Source organism: Microcoleus sp. POL10_C6, assembly GCF_036701585.1.
GTDB lineage: Bacteria > Cyanobacteriota > Cyanobacteriia > Cyanobacteriales > Microcoleaceae > Microcoleus.
Genome location: NZ_JAUBRB010000047.1, coordinates 39,465 through 54,691 on the forward strand (window position 1 = coordinate 39,465; position 15,227 = coordinate 54,691).

Genomic DNA, 15,227 nt, shown 5'->3' on the forward strand with positions numbered 1-15,227 from the left:
ATAGAGATTTTTTAATACAAAAAAACTCTCGCTACAAAACCCAGGCAGGTTTTGCGCCACCAAAAATACAAATTTTGAGCACCCTAAAGCTATACAAAATCTACCCGGGTAATAGCGCTGGCACCTACGCCTCTGAGAGTAGCAAGAATTTCCCCAGTAGCCGGGATAGTAATTAAAGCTCCGTCAACACCTTGAGTTACTATAACTTGAGGAAAAGTTAGACCCCTCGACAGTGTAATTAAATCTTCACTATCTTGAAAATCTAAAATCACATCTGCTCCGCCGCCGGATTCCAATACAAAGCGATCGCGCCCCGCACCACCAATTAAAAAATCGTTGCCAAACTCGCCGGAAACCAAATCATTTCCGTCGCCACCCTCCAAATAATCGTTATCTCTGCCGCCGTACAAGAAATCGTCGCCATCACCACCGATGATGCTGTCATTACCTCGATTGCCTCTGAGAGTATCGTTACCGCCGTTGCCGATAACTGTATCCTCTCCAGGGCCGCCGGTAGCAGTATTGTTCCGAGCGTCGCCTGATAAATAATTCGGTTGCAAGGGAGCTAAACCGTACTGCATTTGTCTGATTAACTGCACAAAAGAAAATTCTGGTGCTGTTCTCACACTCTCTGCACCGCCTCTGCTTCTGATCGCTACTGAGACATTTGGCAGGGCAAAATTCATCGCACCGATAAACTCGTTAAAATCGGAATCGTTGTTATAAGTAAATTCAGGACTGTTTAATTGTTCTACGGAAATTTGCCTCTGCAAAAAACCCACGGGCGGAGTAGTTAACAAATTTTCAGTTCGATGTTTTGCCAAAACAGTTAAGGGATTAATACTCGGATCGGTAAAACTTTGGATAAATACTTTACCCGGAATAAATGCTTCACCAAACAAGCTGACGAAATCTCCGCTGACAATGTAGTGAGTGACATTTTTGTTGCCGACTCTGCCGAGATTTCTCCGAAAACTGGTGAATGTATTCGCGGAGACTCCCGGAGAGTTGAAAGTAAAGATATCTCCGGTCAGAGATGTGTATTCGGTTGCTACAATTTGAGCGACTGCTCCGCCCCAACTGTGTCCGATGACATCTGGCAATAATTTGCTGGGGTTTTTACCAGTATTTTGACCGATTTCTGTGAGCCAATTTTTGATATTATCTTTGTTCTTTTCAAATTCAGGTAAACCAATGTCCCGCGAGTCGGAAAAGATAGCGTCGCCGTCGATGAAGTCTGTACCTTTAAATACGAGGACGGGCGGGTTTTCGGGATTGGATGAACCGAATCCGATCGCATAAAAGTTGGTTTCTGGGTCGTCGAATATGCGATCGATATAGTAGCCATTAGTATCTAGGAAAGTCGAAACTTCATTTTGCGCGCTCGGCTTTTGATTCAAAAAAACAATTGATTTAGCTAGAGCTTCATAAACAGCAGGCGAGGCACTCATAATATTATATTTTCTGTTCGTTGGTATTTGCGAGCGCTCAGGCTTGAGCTAATTGTCCAATGGCAGCAATTATAGCTGACAAGATTTGTATGGTACACTTGATAATATCAACTCAAGAATTAAGTTTTTGCGGTTATGGGTATCATTCGTCAATACATTGCTCCATTAATAGCGGTATTAGTATTTTTCGCGGCTCTGGTAGCAGTCAGTGCTCGCATATTTTTGCCTGGTGACATGGCTGCCCCGGCACCGATTGAGGAAGCGATCCCCCAAAAGCAAGCGGCAGTAGTCAATCCAATGTTCTTGGGGCTAAATGATGCGGCTCTCCGTGTCCGCTGAGCTGATGTCTGCTCAACTAATACCGGGTTACTGGCTGCGATCGGGATCGGGACTCGATCGAGCAAAACTGGTAAAATTTATGCACCGGACTTACCGAGAGCTTTACCCGGATGGGGAATTGGGACATTTGGCTCAAACTGTCGAGCAGTATTTTTCTAACCAGACGCCGGTTTGGTGGGTAGAGTGCCAGAAAAACAGCCAGGAAGAGGCAGAAATTTTGCCGGCGCTTCCCTCGCAGTATCTCAATCCCTCATCTCAAGCCCAAAATCTGACATCGGTTGTCGGATGTTTGTGGTTGGGAAATGCGATCGACCAAACCACCGGAGAACGCTATGCTCACATTTTTTTGCTGTACGTAGCACCGGAACATCGCCGTTTAGGAGTCGGTGCAGCTTTAGTTATTCATGCTGAAAATTGGGCGCGGGAAAGGGGCGATCGGCAAATTGGTTTGCAAGTATTTCTCAGCAATCAGCCGGCGGTGAATCTCTATCAAAAATTAGGCTATCAAAGTCATTCCGTCTCGATGCTCAAGTCTCTTTGAAAAATAAATTCTACTGGTTGGGAATCAGGGCTAAAGTCCTGATTCATCCAAATTATGAGGACTGAATTCCTCACTACCAACTTAAGTAAAAGCAGAGATATTCGTTTGTAGTAACTCATATGTTGCACCATTCTCAATTAGCCTTTTATGAACAGGCTTTTGGGCCTGTTCCACAAAAGATAAATTTTCTTCTTGTGGAACAGGCCCGAAAGCCTGTTGCTGACAATGGTGCAATATCGCGCGCACCCTACAATTATTGACTGCTGACTGGTGACTGCTGACTGAGTTGCTTAGGAGCATCCTCTGTGCGGTAAAGTTTTTTTATGAACAATAACGACTACTCCAACGCCCTTGATACTGACACGGAACTGGAAAGCCCTTTGGATCAATTTGACGAATCCGAACCCCCGCTGCCAGATCCAGAGGAAATGCTGCCTTTGCTGGAATCCCCGGAACCTCAGCACCGGATGATTGCGGCGCGGGCTTTTTGCGAACTGCAGGACGATCGAGCAATTTCGCATTTAATTAATTTATTGAGAGACGGTTGCCCCTTGGTGCGAGTGAGCGCGGCTTATGCGTTGGGGCGAAATCCGAGTCCCGATGCTGTGGAACCGCTGATTCTTCAGCTTAATCGCGATTGGAACGGTTACGTTCGCAAAGGGGTAGTTTGGGCCTTGGGAAATTGCAGCGACCACCGCGCTTTGCCATCTTTAATTGATGCTCTGAAAACTGATATTTCGGCGGTGCGTTTGTGGGCGGCGAGTTCTCTGGGTCAAATGGCAAAAGTTGGTTACTATGTGGTGATTGCGGCGATTCCGCCGTTGATTGAAGCGCTGCGGGGAGATGCTGTATCTGCTGTGCGAAGTAATTCAGCTTGGGCGATCGGGCAACTGGCTCGCGAATTGCCGAATAATATAGTGTACGCTGGGGCGATCGATGGTCTGATTGAAGCTTTAGAAGAAGATGAAGATATGGGCGTGCGGGAAGATGCTAAATCTTCGCTCTTGCGAGTTGGCGACCCGCGCGGATTGCAGATAATTGAAGACTTAGAAATGGAAGGACTTTTGTGATTGAAACGCCCCAATTACTAATTACCCATTACTAATTATGCCTTTCATCAGTGCTAAAACAGAATTTGGTTTCAAAAAAATCTTTGGTTCGCCCCAGAGCAAAGACATTTTGATTAGCTTCCTCAATGCTATGCTCTATGACGCACAGCCAACCATTGAAGACTTAGAAATTATTGACCCTTACGCTGCGCCGAGCGTTACTGGATTAAAAGACACTTACCTGGATGTTAAAGCCAAAATTACAGGCAACAAAACTGTGATTATTGAAATGCAGGTAATAAATGTAGAAGCTTTTACTAAACGGGTAGTGTACAATGCCACCAAAACCTACGCAACTCAACTCAGACCCAGGGAAGGATACTCTAAATTAAATCCTCTGATTGGTTTAACAATTACAGATTTTATTCTCTTTGAAAATACAGAAAAATTTCTCACCCATTTTGTATTTAAAGAACTCGAAGAAAACTTCGAGTATTATAACAGAGAAATCGAATTAGTGTTTGTCGAACTGCCCAAGTTTAACAAAGAACTGGAACAAGTAGAAAACCTAATTCAAAGCTGGATTTATTTTATAAAAAACGCTCCCCTATTCGATGAAATTCCCGAAAAATTTGCATCAATGCCCGAAATTCAAACAGCTTTTTCCATCGCCAGCAGAACTAATTTAACCCTTAAGGAATTAGAGGAATTGGAAAAGCGGGAAATGTTTTTTGAAGACCAACGCGGTGCTGTTATTAAAGGGATGCAAGAAGGTCGCCAAGAAGGTCTAATTGAGGGGCAAACAGCATTAATCCTGCGTCTACTCCGGCGGCGCACTGGCGAAATCCCACCAGCAACTAAAACTCGCATTCGGCAGTTATCTCTCGAACAATTAGAGGATTTAGGAGAAATCTTGTTAGATTTTACCAGTCAAGAGGATTTGATAGCTTGGCTTGACTTGGCTTCAGCATGAATTTATAACTTTTGCACTCCTGATACTAAATCCGGCTTTAATACCCCCTTCATTCTTTATTTCCTGCAGGCGGACTGTGTTTGTGTAATAGCGGTTTCAACCGCCGAGTTTCTAATCTAATAAGTCGGGTTCCCGACGCACAATCATGTCATAAAGCGGTTGAAAGCTAAACCATCCCATACGGTGAGACCCTACTTGCTGCTGTGTCAAACGCGCACATTCTGGCTTGATGAGAATTGGTTTTCCCGCTGCTTCGGCCATTAACTGCGCTTGACAAGAACGTTCCATTGCAATAAACCACCAAGCCGCTTCATCTACTGTTTGACCTACTGTTAAAAGTCCGTGATTTTGTAAAATAATAGCTTTTTTCTCACCTAAAGTTTTGGCGATGCGTTTAGCTTCTTCGATTTCCAAAACAACTCCGGTGTAATCGTCAAATAAAGCTTGGTCTTCATAAAAAGAACAAGCATCTTGCGTCAGGGGGTCAAGCAGGCGGCCCAAACTCGACCAACTTTTGCCGTAGGGAGAATGAGCGTGGGCTGCTGCGATTACGTCGGGGCGGGCGCTGTGCACTTGGGAATGAATGGCAAATGCTGCTTCGTTTACGGGTTTATTTCCTTCAACAACTTCGCCTTTGTGGTTGACTAAAATTAGGTCGCTGACTCGAATTAAACTAAAGTGCATCCCAAAGGAATTGACCCAGAAATGGTCTAGGTGTTCGGGATCGCGGACGGTGATGTGTCCGGCAATTCCTTCGCTGAATCCGAAGCGGGCAAATAATCGGAATGCGGCGGCTAAACGCTGTTTGCGGTGGCGGCGTTCTTCTTCAACTGAGTTGAATGTCGGGGGTTGAAAAGTGACTTTGGGGATTTTTATTGCAACCATAGATTTGGGAATTGGGAATTGGGCATTGGGCATTGGGCATTGTTAACCGTTGACTGTTAACTGTTAACCGTTAACCGTTAACTAATGACTACTGACTACTGACTACTGACTACTGACTACTGACTACTGACTACTGACTTTATCTTCGCTGAGACGCAAACCTGCTATGTTTTTGCAGTCGAAGGTGGCGTTGTTGCCGGGGCGACGTTCTATTAATTCGATGATTTGTCCGGCGGGGTTTTGCAGAAACCACTGGGTTAATGAGCCGTAGTCTAGAGGACGCTCTGATAGCGGTTTAAAGTTTTTATTTTGCCATATTTTAGCAGCATTCTGCACGTTTTCGACTCGAATCGCGACGTGGTGAACTGCTGCTAATCCTCTTTCTTCCTGGAAACGGTTTTTTTGGTCGCCGGCTGCGTGGGGCGCATCTAATACTACTAAGCCGCCCGCTGGCATTAATAAGGTCATTAAATGCAGCCACAAGTCGGAGGGAACATTAATGTTTTCCGCACAAAAGTTAATCGGGAACAAGTCGGGGCCTTCAACTGTTTTGGCGCCGAAGGGGTAAAAAGATTTGGCGTAGTTTTCGAGTTCGGTGCGGCTAGGAAATGTGATGACAAAGTGGTCGATCGCAACTTGTTCGTCGTACAGGTGTGTTTCAAACGTCCAGGTTGTTAAATATTCGGGAGTGATAAATTTGGGGTTGAATTCCAGCAAGCCATTTTTTTCGATGAAAGGTGAGTCAAGATGGCCCTCAAGGTTGCGATCGAACTTTAGGGTTTGTAGATTCAAGTTTTTCATCTGTATTCGCCGATGTTAACTCCGCAAAACTGCGAATTGTGTCTACAAGCTGAAGTTGACACACATTTGGTGCGCCTTAATTCAAAAATAACACAAAACTTAATATTGGTAAGCCGATCGCCCGATCGCAACTCCCAAACCTTTATAGAGCAAGTATTCCCCAATCTAAAATCGTATCATTTGCCGATCGCGTTCCCGGCCAACCACGCCGTAGTCCAGGCACTTTGGAAGTTGAAACCGCCCGTCACGCCGTCGATATCCAAGATTTCGCCGGCAAAGAAAAGTCCGGGACAGCGGCGGCTTTCCATTGTCTTAAAATCTACTTCTTTGAGGTTGACACCGCCGCAGGTGACGAACTCTTCCTTAAATGCGCCTTTTCCGGCAATCTGATATTCGCCTTGAACGAGTTCTAGCAGGAGGCGATCGAGGATTTTGTTAGATAAGTCTGCCCAGCGTTTTTGCTCATCAATGCCGATCGAACTTGTCAAACGTTCCCAGAGGCGGCGCGGCACCGGAAACGGACAGCTAGAGACAATCAATCGGTGCGACAACTGCGACTTCACCGCTAGCAGTTGCTGCCGCAAAACTTCCGCATTGTACTGGGGAAGCCAATTAATCAGCACAGATGTTTTATAATGGCGATCGTGCAAAAATCTCGCACCCCAAGCAGAAAGTTTTAGTACAGCAGGCCCGCTTAAACCCCAGTGAGTAATTAGCAAAGGCCCGCTTTGTTCTAATTTAGCTCCCGGCAATTTCACCTTAGCATTAGGAACAGAAATTCCGGCTAAATCTTTGATTCTGCTGTCGGAAATATTAAAAGTAAATAGAGAAGGAACAGGCAGTTCTACAGTATTACCTAACTCTTTTGCCCACTTATAACCCGAAGGATTGCTGCCTGTAGCCAGAAGAATGCGATCGCACTTAAAACTCTCCCCAGACTTCAACTCAATTTCAAATCTAGGGGCGGTGTCCCCTTGTTCGCCCTCTGCGTTATTCCCGGTTAATTTCTTTACTGAAACGACTGCATCACCAGTGCGAATTTTTACGCCTGCATCCTCAGCAGCCCGGATCAAACAGTTAACAATTGTCGCCGAATCGTCTGTGATCGGAAACATTCGCCCGTCTTCTTCTGTTTTCAACTTCACACCGTGACCGGCAAACCATTCTACAGTATCGCGGGGTTGAAATCGAGTAAAAGCACCGCGCAGAGCTTTCCCACCTCTGGGGTAATTCTGCACTAAAACACCAGGGTCAAAACAAGCGTGAGTAACGTTGCAGCGCCCGCCGCCAGAGATGCGAACTTTTGCCAGGAGTTGCCGGCCAGCTTCTAGTAAAGTGACGCGGGCTTGCGGGTAGGTTTTGGCACAGGTAATTGCACTAAAAAAACCCGCAGCACCGCCACCTATGATTGTAATTTTGAGCATTCGATCGGACAAATTTTTTCTCGCTTATTCTGGTTCAAAATCGGATTTTGCCGCCCCGCAAATGGGACAAACCCAATCGTCGGGGATATCTTCAAAGGCAGTACCGGGAGCTATGCCTCCGTCGGGGTCGCCTAGTTCTGGATCGTAGACGTAATTGCAAACTGTACAAACGTATTTTTGCATTTGCTTAACTTAATTTTATATTGTAAGCCTATAGATTGTACTTGACAACGCAACCTAGTGCAATACCAATTTCAAACAGTAATGAGACTTTTCGTAATTTCCAAGTTTTTACGAATTAATATCGTTTCCGGTAGTACCGGAATTATTAGCCAAAATTAGGACACGGCAGTGCCGTGTCCCTACAATATTATTTTCGGTAGGGACACGGCAATGCCGTGTCATCTATATCATAAGGAGTGCAACCGGAATTGATATAAGTTTTGCACCATCTTCAAATCTAAAATCTAAAATCTAAAATCGTCAAAGCCTCCAAAACCGCAGTTCTAGAGGCTTGATTGTATTTTTTATTAGTTTACTGCGATTGGAAGACTAGACTTTCGTTAAAGGCTTAGTCCAAACGCCGCTTTCATCTTCTTCGTACTGCTGGTGAATGGCATTCCAAGCGGTGTGTTCCGCTTGTATCGAGTCGTTGCTTTCATCAAATGCGGCGTTGTAGGATTCCATAAAGGTTTTTTGAGCAGCTTCCGACAGGTGCGATCGCACTTCTGGAGATAAGTCTGCCGGACTATTGCAGCGACCTTTGACGGCGCGCGGCAGCGTCATTTCGCTAACTGAAACTTCTTCGCCACCTGCACTTTCTAGCAAGAGTTGAAATTCGCCCGATTTATCTGCGGGAACTTCTGCCATCACGAGAAATTCGCCTGCTTCAACACGGGTTTGATAGATAGTTGCTTTGTCTTCGGGCATTCCCAAAGCGACTAAAGCGGAAACTAGACCCGCACCGGCCGAACCTGCGATCGCGCCGCTAGCAGCACCCAACAGTACAGCACCCAGCGGGCCCGCCGATACTACTGCACCGACAAAGGGAATAAACAGGACACCGACGCCTGTTAGCAAACCCAAAAAAGAACCGAATAAGGAACCAAAAATCGCCCCGCTTCGGAGACCGCCTAATATCACATCTTTTTTAGTAATAAAGCCGGCAATTTTAGTTTTAGATTGAAAGTTTTTTCCCATTACTGAGATGTGGTCGCGGGAAACTCCGCGATCGAGCAAGCGCCGAATTACGCCGTCTAATTGTTCTTCTTCCTTAAATACGGCTGAAACTGTGCGTTCGGCTAAATATTCCTCGGTCATTTTTCCTCCTTGATGGTTTTTCGATTAGTTGTGCTGGTTTTCAGTATAGGAGCACACCGCAGGGCGATCGCATCAACCGCGAGATAGAGGTCGATACGAGCCGATATACTTTGAGGATCTATCAAAAGAGTTAAAGTTTTTTTTAAGTGCGATTGTTCATCTATGATTCGAGATAGTTATTCAGATAATATAATTTTTTAATCTTGCTATCTTATTCTATCTTAAAGGCTTAAATTTTATCGTAAATTCCGATAGCAAGCGCTTTCCATCAGCTTTTTGGGCTGCTAGATTTGCCTCAATTTTGTCTGGCTTCGCCTAATATTAGGCTAGTAGACCATAAATTTGCGAGCGAGTCAAATGCGGTTTTTAATTAATGATTTTTTCTGGAGTCAGCCCAGCATTAAAATCAATAGCAATATTTTTTACGGTAATTCGGGTTGTGGCAATGGGGGGCGGCAGTCGCAAGTTCCCGGCGTGCGGACAATTAGCGTTCCAATATCAACGGCAGTTGTCATATTTACCTCGATTGAGTTAACTTTATTCTATTGTAACGCAGCTTCATTTCTACCCGATCGCATTTATCAAGGTTAATCAATGCCATTAGCACCCCTGTTTCCTGTCGTTCATCCCATCCTCAAATCTGCTTTTCCCAGATGTCTGTGGACGGGAGATATCAACAGCCGAGAAATTGCCCTCACATTTGACGACGGGCCGCACCGTCAGCACACACCTCAACTTTTAAAAGTTTTAGATAAATACGACATCAAAGCTAGTTTTTTCTGGCTAGGTTTTTGCGTGGATCGGCATCCAGAAACGGCTAAAGAAGTGTACGATCGCGGACACTGGGTCGGCCTCCACGGCTATCAGCATATATCGTTTCCCAAACTAAAAACCCACGAACTCAAACAAAGTTTAGAAGACACGCAGAAAGCAATTGCCAAAGCTTGCGATTTAGACCCAAAATTAATCCTGGACGTGAGACCGCCCAATGGCATTTTTACGCCGCGAACATTAGAGTTATTGCAACAGTGGGAATATCGCCCCGTAATGTGGAGTGTCGTCCCGGAAGATTGGGTGCGACCGGGGGTGAGGAAAGTTATTAGTCGCATCGTGCAGCAAACTGAAAACGGATCTATTATTGTACTGCACGACGGCTATTGTGGCGGTGAAGATGTTGCAGCTTCGGCCGATAAAATAATTCCATTGCTTTTGTATAAAGGTTACAAATTCGTGACAGTCGATCGGCTGTGGGAACAGACCAACATTCAAATAACAGGAAATTAAATCCATGAAAAAAACACTGTTTGTAGCATCTCTTTGTTTGGCGAGTGCCGGATGGGCGATCGAGCTTTCTCCTGCTTCCCTAAGTGCAGAAACTCCACTTCTAGTGCAGCAGCCAGCCCCTGGCGTATCCGCGCCTGTCGCCAACTCCAAAACCCCACAAGTGGAACTGCTAAATCCGGGAGTGGAACCACGACAGGAACTGCGTTTAAAACCAGCTATTGATGTCAAAGAAACAACTGTGATGACCGTAAAAATGGATATGGAAATATCCGCATCCGGTCGGTCTTCGCCTGGGGCTAAAATTCCAGTATCGGTGATGACTTTCGAGACAAAAGTCACTAAAATTGATCCCAATGGCGATATTCACTACGAGTTTGCTTATACTAACTCAGATATCGCCGACGATACTGGAAATATGCCGCCAGCCGTCCGAGATGCCATGCGTTCCGCACTCAAAAGCATGGTGGGAGTGAAAGGCTCTTTCATCATGGACAATCGCGGTTTTCATAAAGGAGGCGACATTATTTTGCCCGAAGGAGCTGACAACAACCTCAAACAAATGGTTCGACAAATGTCTAAATCTCTAGAACAACTAGCCTCGCCGCTGCCTGCCGAAGCAGTCGGAAAAGGAGCCAAATGGCGCGTTTCTTCTTCCTCTGATTTCAGTGGCATGAATGTGAATGAAATTGCTACCTATGAATTGGATAGCTGGCAAAATGGGGTTGTGTCTCTGAATGTAAGTATAGAGCAGCAAGCCAACCCCCAAAATCTTACCTCTCCCCAACTGCCTGCTGGAACTACCCTAACCCTAAAATCTTTTAGTTCTCAGGGTCGGGGAGCAGCCACAATGCGCTTGGATAGATTAAATCCTTTTCGCTCTACTGTGTCTATTAGTTCAAATAGCGAAATGAGTGGTAAAACTGCTGGCAGTTCTGAAGAATTAACAATCACAACAAAAATGGCGATGGAGATGACTTTAGAGTCGAAGTAAGCTTTATTATAGGAACTCGAAAAATTAGGGACACGGCAGTGCCGTGTCCTTGGTCGTCGGTAAATTTTTAATAAATGGTATTAAATCTGGTTAATATAGCTGATATTATATAAACAAAGTTTCCCCAAGTTTGGAACGACAATTTGTAAGTAGAGGAGTCTGTTCTATGATTCGATCGCACAGACGGCAAGCTATTATCGGTTTAGTGGTAGCCCTAGTGATAATCATCGGAAATTTAATGTTTCCGGGTCTGAATGTAGCGCCGGCATTTGCTCAAGCCAAATTTAAGGATGTTAACAACCATTGGGCGCAAGCTTGTATTGAGGAGTTAGCAGATAAAAAAATTATCAGTGGCTACTACGAAGACGGCAGTTTTCGCCCGAATCGCCCCGTCAGCCGCGCTGAGTTTGCGGCGATGGTTCGCATGGCTTTTCCCGATGCCAAAACCGTCCGAGCTCCGATCGACTTTGCAGATATTCCTACAAATTACTGGGGTTTTAAAGCAATTCGAGAAGCTTATCAGACGGGTTTTATGTCTGGATACAGTGGCAGTATCTTTAACCCCACTTTGAATATTACCCGCTGGCAGGCTTTGGTAGCTTTAACCAGCGGCTTGAAATATACACCTACGGGGTCGGGGGCTGAGATTTTGGATGCGACTTTTGAAGATGCGCGGGACATTCCCGAACTAGCTAGAAGTGCGATCGCCGCCGCCACAGAAAAACAACTTGTGGTCAATTATCCCGCCGTCAAACAGCTAGAACCTACACGCAATGCTACTCGCGCCGAAGTCGCAACTTTTTTCTGTCAGGCGATCGCCAAACCCGGCCAAACTGCCTTAGTTCCTACCCAATATATTGCCCAAGTTCCGGCGAATATCGGCCCGCCGAGAACAACAGAAACCTCGGAAGCGGGGAAAGTTCGGGCGGAAGTTTCTTTCGTAAAAGAAGCAGAAAATGCTAAAAATCTCCGCATCAGAATTATCCGCGACGGTAAAAGTTTATTAGAAGAACCAGTGCTGATTCCGACTCGCTCTCTAGTAGATAACCCCGACCAAAGAGCCAGCGAAGAAATATCAGAAGGACGTTTTTTATCGCTACGAATCCGTGATTTAGACGGCGATAAGGAACCGGAAGTGCTGGCAGATTTAGTCTCAACCAAAAGCGGCGTCCGCTGCTGCAATTATTCGTTTATTTACCGCTACGACTCGGCAGCTAACAAATACACTCATATCAAGCATTTCTGGGGCAATGTGAGTTACGAAATAGTCGATTTGGGCAAAAATGATCTCCCAGAGTTTAAGAGTCAGGACGGTAGATTTTCCGAGGCTTTTACAAATTACGCTGATTCTCGCTTTCCGCTGCAAATTTGGCAGTACCGCCAAGGTAAAATGCAAGATGTTAGCAAACAGTATCCGGTGGAAGTATACACAAATTCTGCTGAGCTTTGGCTGGAATCTAACAAGCGTCTGAGTGAAAATGGGGAGGTGAAAGGGGTGTTGGCTGCCTTCATGGCGAACAAGTATGTCATGGGCCAGGAGGCGGAAGGTTGGCAGTTGTTGGAGAGGGTTTATCAAGGGCGCGATCGCACTCAATTCTTTGGGAAGTTGCGGGAGTTTTTGGTAAGTACGGGTTATGCCAGTAAGTAGACTTCGAGGTTTTTAACTGCAGATGAACCCGGATAAACGCTGATAATATCTGTAGGGGCGGGTTTGAATAATAATATCTAATTCCTATTGACAATATTACTAAACCCGCCCCCCTACAACAGATAACCCACGTCAATTATTCATCAAATTTCTCGTCACATATTAATTTGTTTAAATAAACTAAATTTCCTCACAAGGTGTGAAGAAATGCAAAGGGCTGTCGCTTTTTAGACCCTAAGCTAAAATAAAGATAAAATCTCAGATATTTAATCACTGAAAATGGTATATCCACCTGCACCTTGGAATCTGCAAGGTTATGCTGTTCAGACTTTACAATTGGTAGATGTGGCACGAGTGCGCCCCTTGGTTCCCTCTGAGTTAGAAATAGTCTCTTTATTGCCCGGAAAAACCCTAGGTGGCATTTATATATCCTCCTACGGGTTGGGTTCGGTGATGGAGTACAATGAGTTAATTGTAGTTAGCGCGATCGCCAATTATGCAGGAAAATGGGGCGCTTGGATTTCCCACATCTACGTAGACAATCCTAACTCGGTAGCCGGCGGACGCGAAATTTGGGGGCTTCCTAAAGAATTAGCTCAATTTAGTTGGGAAGGCAGCGATGCGGTAAAGGCAACACCGCTAGGCTACCGCGTCACGGTTTGCCAAGAAAACCGTCAACTGTGTAGCCTCAATTACAGCCAGCAAACTTTAGCCTTACCGCTGCCTTTTAGCGGAAATGTTTTCAGCGCTGACCGCAGCAATTTGCTGTTGTTTAAAGGAGGATTACAGTCTCGCATCGGTTTGATCCAAGGCGAATTAGAAGTGGCAGAAGAAAGTCCTTTTGCCACTTTAAACTTAGGCCAGCCCTTGCTAACATTTGCCTGCGAAGATATGCGTTTAACAGTCGGTGCGCCGGAATGTGTGGGAAACAGAGTCGTTGAATTCAGTTATTAGCTGTAAAGTGCGGGTATTTTCCGTCAACCTAAAAAAACAGAACAGCCAGAAACCCGGTTTCTTGAAGAAGCCGGGTTTCTGTCGCGACGTATTAGTTTGAGCTACTTACTAATCTTTTTGAGGAGTTAGGCATCCAACGGCTAAAAACCGGGTTTTTTCCTAAATGCGTCGTTGCGACATCCGAGAAACCGGGTTTTTTTTCGTAGTAAGTAAGTCCTATTTTTAAATGCCAGCCCCCGGAGCTGCTTCAGCACCCATTTCTAAAACTGTACCGCGAAGGAAATCAATTTGCTGCTGAAAGTCCATCCCCTGAACCTTTCCTAATAAAGCTTTTCCGGCGTCAGGAAGTTGATAGTCGGGAGGCATAGGAATAATAGTTCCTTCGTCCATTCCTACTGCTAGAAAATACCAAAAAGCCAGCTTGGTTTCTGGGCTCATCGAGCCGTACATCCGGCTGATTTCAGTATTGGCTTTTGAGGCAATGTCGCGCATTACTTGTAGTTGTGCTTCGTGGGGCAGGGGTTTGACTTGCTCGAACAAACCCTGAGCGATTTCGGAACCGGAAGCACCGGGAGCCGCTGGCGTTATTGACTTGCCCATTTCGGTGTAAACAAACCACAGCACACCTAATTGGTCGTCTACACTCAAGCTCTGGATATCTGCTTTTCCTTGGTCGTAAGCACCGGCAGTAGTAAAAGTCATTCAAGCCTCCAAAATAATATCTATTGCTCAGTTTTCTTATTTTTTAGAAAACTTTTGTTTGCTACTTAAGTTAAAGTACCTAATAAATAGTGATGCTAGAATCTTGCTTAAGACAGAGATGATCCCGGACATAAGTTCGGGGAGTAAATTAACCAAAATTGCGAAAATTTGCAACCAAAGGATGAGGAAAATTTGACCAGATTGTTGTTAGCGGAGCTCATGATTAGCATTGTTTAGCCGATCGACGATCGCCTATAATCGCAACAGACCTGTATTTAGGTGGCTGTTATGTCGATCGCAACTGCAAAACGCTTCACCATAGCGGAATATCATCGCCTCACAGAACTGGGGTTCTTTGGTGAGGACGATCGAGTTGAGTTAATTAATGGAGAACTTGTGAAAAGGGCAGCTAAAGGTACCGCTCACGAAACCTGTCTGAGAAGATTATTGCGGGAATTAAGCGCCATAGTAGCAGAGCGGGCAACTTTACAGTGTCAATCTCCCATCGTTTTACCGACAAACAGCGAACCTCAACCTGATTTTTCGCTCGTACAAAATCGCCCTGACGACTATCTATCCTCTCACCCCTGTCCAGGGGATATACTGTTGCTGATTGAGATTGCAGATTCTTCTTTGAGTTACGACAAAAAGGTTAAGCTCCCCCTTTATGCTGAAGCCGGAATCTCGAACTATTGGATATTTAATTTATTACAAACTTGCTTGGAATGTTACAGCGATCCGTATCAGAATGCCCCTGGCCAATTTGGTTATCGCAGGACGCTGATTTTGTAGAAGTTCACGGGGTTAGCGTGGCAGAAGAGAAGGAGGAATCCGACAAGAACGAGTACTCAAGACAGATTCAGTC

The 15,227-nt window shown here is 45.3% G+C and carries 17 protein-coding genes; 10 read left to right on the forward strand and 7 right to left on the reverse strand.

Annotated features, from left to right (window positions below; all coding sequences use genetic code 11):
* Positions 1-89: 89 nt before the first annotated feature.
* Positions 90-1,451: a calcium-binding protein gene (locus tag QUA34_RS22430; protein WP_333389276.1), complete on the reverse strand. Its 1,362-nt coding sequence runs from the start codon at positions 1,449-1,451 to the stop codon at positions 90-92.
* Positions 1,452-1,586: 135 nt separating this feature from the next.
* Between QUA34_RS22430 and QUA34_RS22435 the strand changes: the two genes are divergently transcribed.
* From QUA34_RS22435 to QUA34_RS22450, 4 genes are all read left to right on the forward strand, one after another.
* A complete protein-coding gene (locus tag QUA34_RS22435; RefSeq protein WP_333080852.1) occupies positions 1,587-1,790 on the forward strand; it encodes a hypothetical protein in 204 nt (67 codons plus the stop codon).
* A gap of 4 nt (positions 1,791-1,794) precedes the next feature.
* Positions 1,795-2,331 (forward strand): GNAT family N-acetyltransferase, encoded by a 537-nt coding sequence (locus tag QUA34_RS22440; RefSeq protein ID WP_333389277.1) that lies wholly within the window; start codon positions 1,795-1,797, stop codon positions 2,329-2,331.
* A 323-nt stretch (positions 2,332-2,654) separates the two neighbouring features.
* On the forward strand, positions 2,655-3,401 hold the full coding sequence (locus tag QUA34_RS22445; RefSeq protein ID WP_333389278.1) for a HEAT repeat domain-containing protein: 747 nt from the start codon (positions 2,655-2,657) through the stop codon (positions 3,399-3,401).
* A 37-nt stretch (positions 3,402-3,438) separates the two neighbouring features.
* The gene (locus QUA34_RS22450; protein WP_333389279.1) at positions 3,439-4,353 is read left to right on the forward strand and encodes an Rpn family recombination-promoting nuclease/putative transposase; all 915 of its coding nucleotides are present in this window, start codon (positions 3,439-3,441) and stop codon (positions 4,351-4,353) included.
* Between the two features lie 111 nt (positions 4,354-4,464).
* Here QUA34_RS22450 and QUA34_RS22455 read toward each other — a convergent pair whose 3' ends face one another.
* The 5 genes from QUA34_RS22455 to QUA34_RS22475 all read right to left on the reverse strand — a co-directional run bounded on the left by QUA34_RS22455 (position 4,465) and on the right by QUA34_RS22475 (position 8,783).
* Positions 4,465-5,238, reverse strand: coding sequence for a class II aldolase/adducin family protein (locus tag QUA34_RS22455; protein WP_333208643.1), 774 nt, complete (start codon positions 5,236-5,238; stop codon positions 4,465-4,467).
* Between the two features lie 123 nt (positions 5,239-5,361).
* Positions 5,362-6,039: a hypothetical protein gene (locus QUA34_RS22460; RefSeq protein WP_333321619.1), complete on the reverse strand. Its 678-nt coding sequence runs from the start codon at positions 6,037-6,039 to the stop codon at positions 5,362-5,364.
* Positions 6,040-6,215: 176 nt separating this feature from the next.
* Positions 6,216-7,463: an NAD(P)/FAD-dependent oxidoreductase gene (locus QUA34_RS22465; RefSeq protein ID WP_333321621.1), complete on the reverse strand. Its 1,248-nt coding sequence runs from the start codon at positions 7,461-7,463 to the stop codon at positions 6,216-6,218.
* 24 nt (positions 7,464-7,487) lie between these two features.
* Positions 7,488-7,646: a rubredoxin gene (gene rd, locus QUA34_RS22470; protein ID WP_333321623.1), complete on the reverse strand. Its 159-nt coding sequence runs from the start codon at positions 7,644-7,646 to the stop codon at positions 7,488-7,490.
* 369 nt (positions 7,647-8,015) lie between these two features.
* Entirely contained in the window at positions 8,016-8,783 is a 768-nt protein-coding gene (locus QUA34_RS22475) for a ChaB family protein (RefSeq protein ID WP_333321626.1), read from the reverse strand.
* A gap of 357 nt (positions 8,784-9,140) precedes the next feature.
* On the opposite strand from QUA34_RS22475, the gene QUA34_RS22480 reads away from it, so the two are divergent.
* The 5 genes from QUA34_RS22480 (at position 9,141) to QUA34_RS22500 (ending at position 13,660) form a co-directional block, all read left to right on the forward strand.
* Entirely contained in the window at positions 9,141-9,374 is a 234-nt protein-coding gene (locus QUA34_RS22480; RefSeq protein WP_333389280.1) for a hypothetical protein, read from the forward strand.
* 3 nt (positions 9,375-9,377) lie between these two features.
* Positions 9,378-10,067 (forward strand): polysaccharide deacetylase family protein, encoded by a 690-nt coding sequence (locus QUA34_RS22485; protein WP_333321628.1) that lies wholly within the window; start codon positions 9,378-9,380, stop codon positions 10,065-10,067.
* Between the two features lie 4 nt (positions 10,068-10,071).
* Positions 10,072-11,058, forward strand: a complete 987-nt coding sequence (locus tag QUA34_RS22490) for a DUF6263 family protein (RefSeq protein WP_333321630.1) — start codon at positions 10,072-10,074, stop codon at positions 11,056-11,058.
* 166 nt (positions 11,059-11,224) lie between these two features.
* Positions 11,225-12,706, forward strand: a complete 1,482-nt coding sequence (locus QUA34_RS22495) for an S-layer homology domain-containing protein (RefSeq protein ID WP_333321633.1) — start codon at positions 11,225-11,227, stop codon at positions 12,704-12,706.
* Between the two features lie 279 nt (positions 12,707-12,985).
* A complete protein-coding gene (locus QUA34_RS22500) occupies positions 12,986-13,660 on the forward strand; it encodes an acetoacetate decarboxylase family protein (protein WP_333321635.1) in 675 nt (224 codons plus the stop codon).
* A gap of 222 nt (positions 13,661-13,882) precedes the next feature.
* On the opposite strand, the gene QUA34_RS22505 is transcribed toward QUA34_RS22500, so the two are convergent.
* A complete protein-coding gene (locus QUA34_RS22505) occupies positions 13,883-14,362 on the reverse strand; it encodes an orange carotenoid protein N-terminal domain-containing protein (RefSeq protein WP_333321637.1) in 480 nt (159 codons plus the stop codon).
* Positions 14,363-14,650: 288 nt separating this feature from the next.
* Here QUA34_RS22505 and QUA34_RS22510 point away from each other — a divergent pair, with 288 nt between their 5' ends.
* On the forward strand, positions 14,651-15,154 hold the full coding sequence (locus QUA34_RS22510; RefSeq protein WP_333389281.1) for a Uma2 family endonuclease: 504 nt from the start codon (positions 14,651-14,653) through the stop codon (positions 15,152-15,154).
* Positions 15,155-15,227 lie beyond the last annotated feature (73 nt).

Excerpts from the sequence above, each read along its gene's own strand:
- QUA34_RS22455 (WP_333208643.1), bottom strand. The coding sequence starts at position 5,238 with ATGGTTGCAATAAAAATCCCCAAAGTCACTTTTCAACCCCCGACATTC.
- QUA34_RS22445 (WP_333389278.1), top strand. The coding sequence starts at position 2,655 with ATGAACAATAACGACTACTCCAACGCCCTTGATACTGACACGGAACTG.
- QUA34_RS22430 (WP_333389276.1), bottom strand. The coding sequence starts at position 1,451 with ATGAGTGCCTCGCCTGCTGTTTATGAAGCTCTAGCTAAATCAATTGTT.
- QUA34_RS22495 (WP_333321633.1), top strand. The coding sequence starts at position 11,225 with ATGATTCGATCGCACAGACGGCAAGCTATTATCGGTTTAGTGGTAGCC.
- QUA34_RS22435 (WP_333080852.1), top strand. The coding sequence starts at position 1,587 with ATGGGTATCATTCGTCAATACATTGCTCCATTAATAGCGGTATTAGTA.
- QUA34_RS22460 (WP_333321619.1), bottom strand. The coding sequence starts at position 6,039 with ATGAAAAACTTGAATCTACAAACCCTAAAGTTCGATCGCAACCTTGAG.
- rd (WP_333321623.1), bottom strand. The coding sequence starts at position 7,646 with ATGCAAAAATACGTTTGTACAGTTTGCAATTACGTCTACGATCCAGAA.
- QUA34_RS22505 (WP_333321637.1), bottom strand. The coding sequence starts at position 14,362 with ATGACTTTTACTACTGCCGGTGCTTACGACCAAGGAAAAGCAGATATC.
- QUA34_RS22480 (WP_333389280.1), top strand. The coding sequence starts at position 9,141 with ATGCGGTTTTTAATTAATGATTTTTTCTGGAGTCAGCCCAGCATTAAA.
- QUA34_RS22510 (WP_333389281.1), top strand. The coding sequence starts at position 14,651 with ATGTCGATCGCAACTGCAAAACGCTTCACCATAGCGGAATATCATCGC.
- QUA34_RS22475 (WP_333321626.1), bottom strand. The coding sequence starts at position 8,783 with ATGACCGAGGAATATTTAGCCGAACGCACAGTTTCAGCCGTATTTAAG.
- QUA34_RS22485 (WP_333321628.1), top strand. The coding sequence starts at position 9,378 with ATGCCATTAGCACCCCTGTTTCCTGTCGTTCATCCCATCCTCAAATCT.
- QUA34_RS22465 (WP_333321621.1), bottom strand. The coding sequence starts at position 7,463 with ATGCTCAAAATTACAATCATAGGTGGCGGTGCTGCGGGTTTTTTTAGT.
- QUA34_RS22490 (WP_333321630.1), top strand. The coding sequence starts at position 10,072 with ATGAAAAAAACACTGTTTGTAGCATCTCTTTGTTTGGCGAGTGCCGGA.
- QUA34_RS22440 (WP_333389277.1), top strand. The coding sequence starts at position 1,795 with ATGTCTGCTCAACTAATACCGGGTTACTGGCTGCGATCGGGATCGGGA.
- QUA34_RS22450 (WP_333389279.1), top strand. The coding sequence starts at position 3,439 with ATGCCTTTCATCAGTGCTAAAACAGAATTTGGTTTCAAAAAAATCTTT.
- QUA34_RS22500 (WP_333321635.1), top strand. The coding sequence starts at position 12,986 with ATGGTATATCCACCTGCACCTTGGAATCTGCAAGGTTATGCTGTTCAG.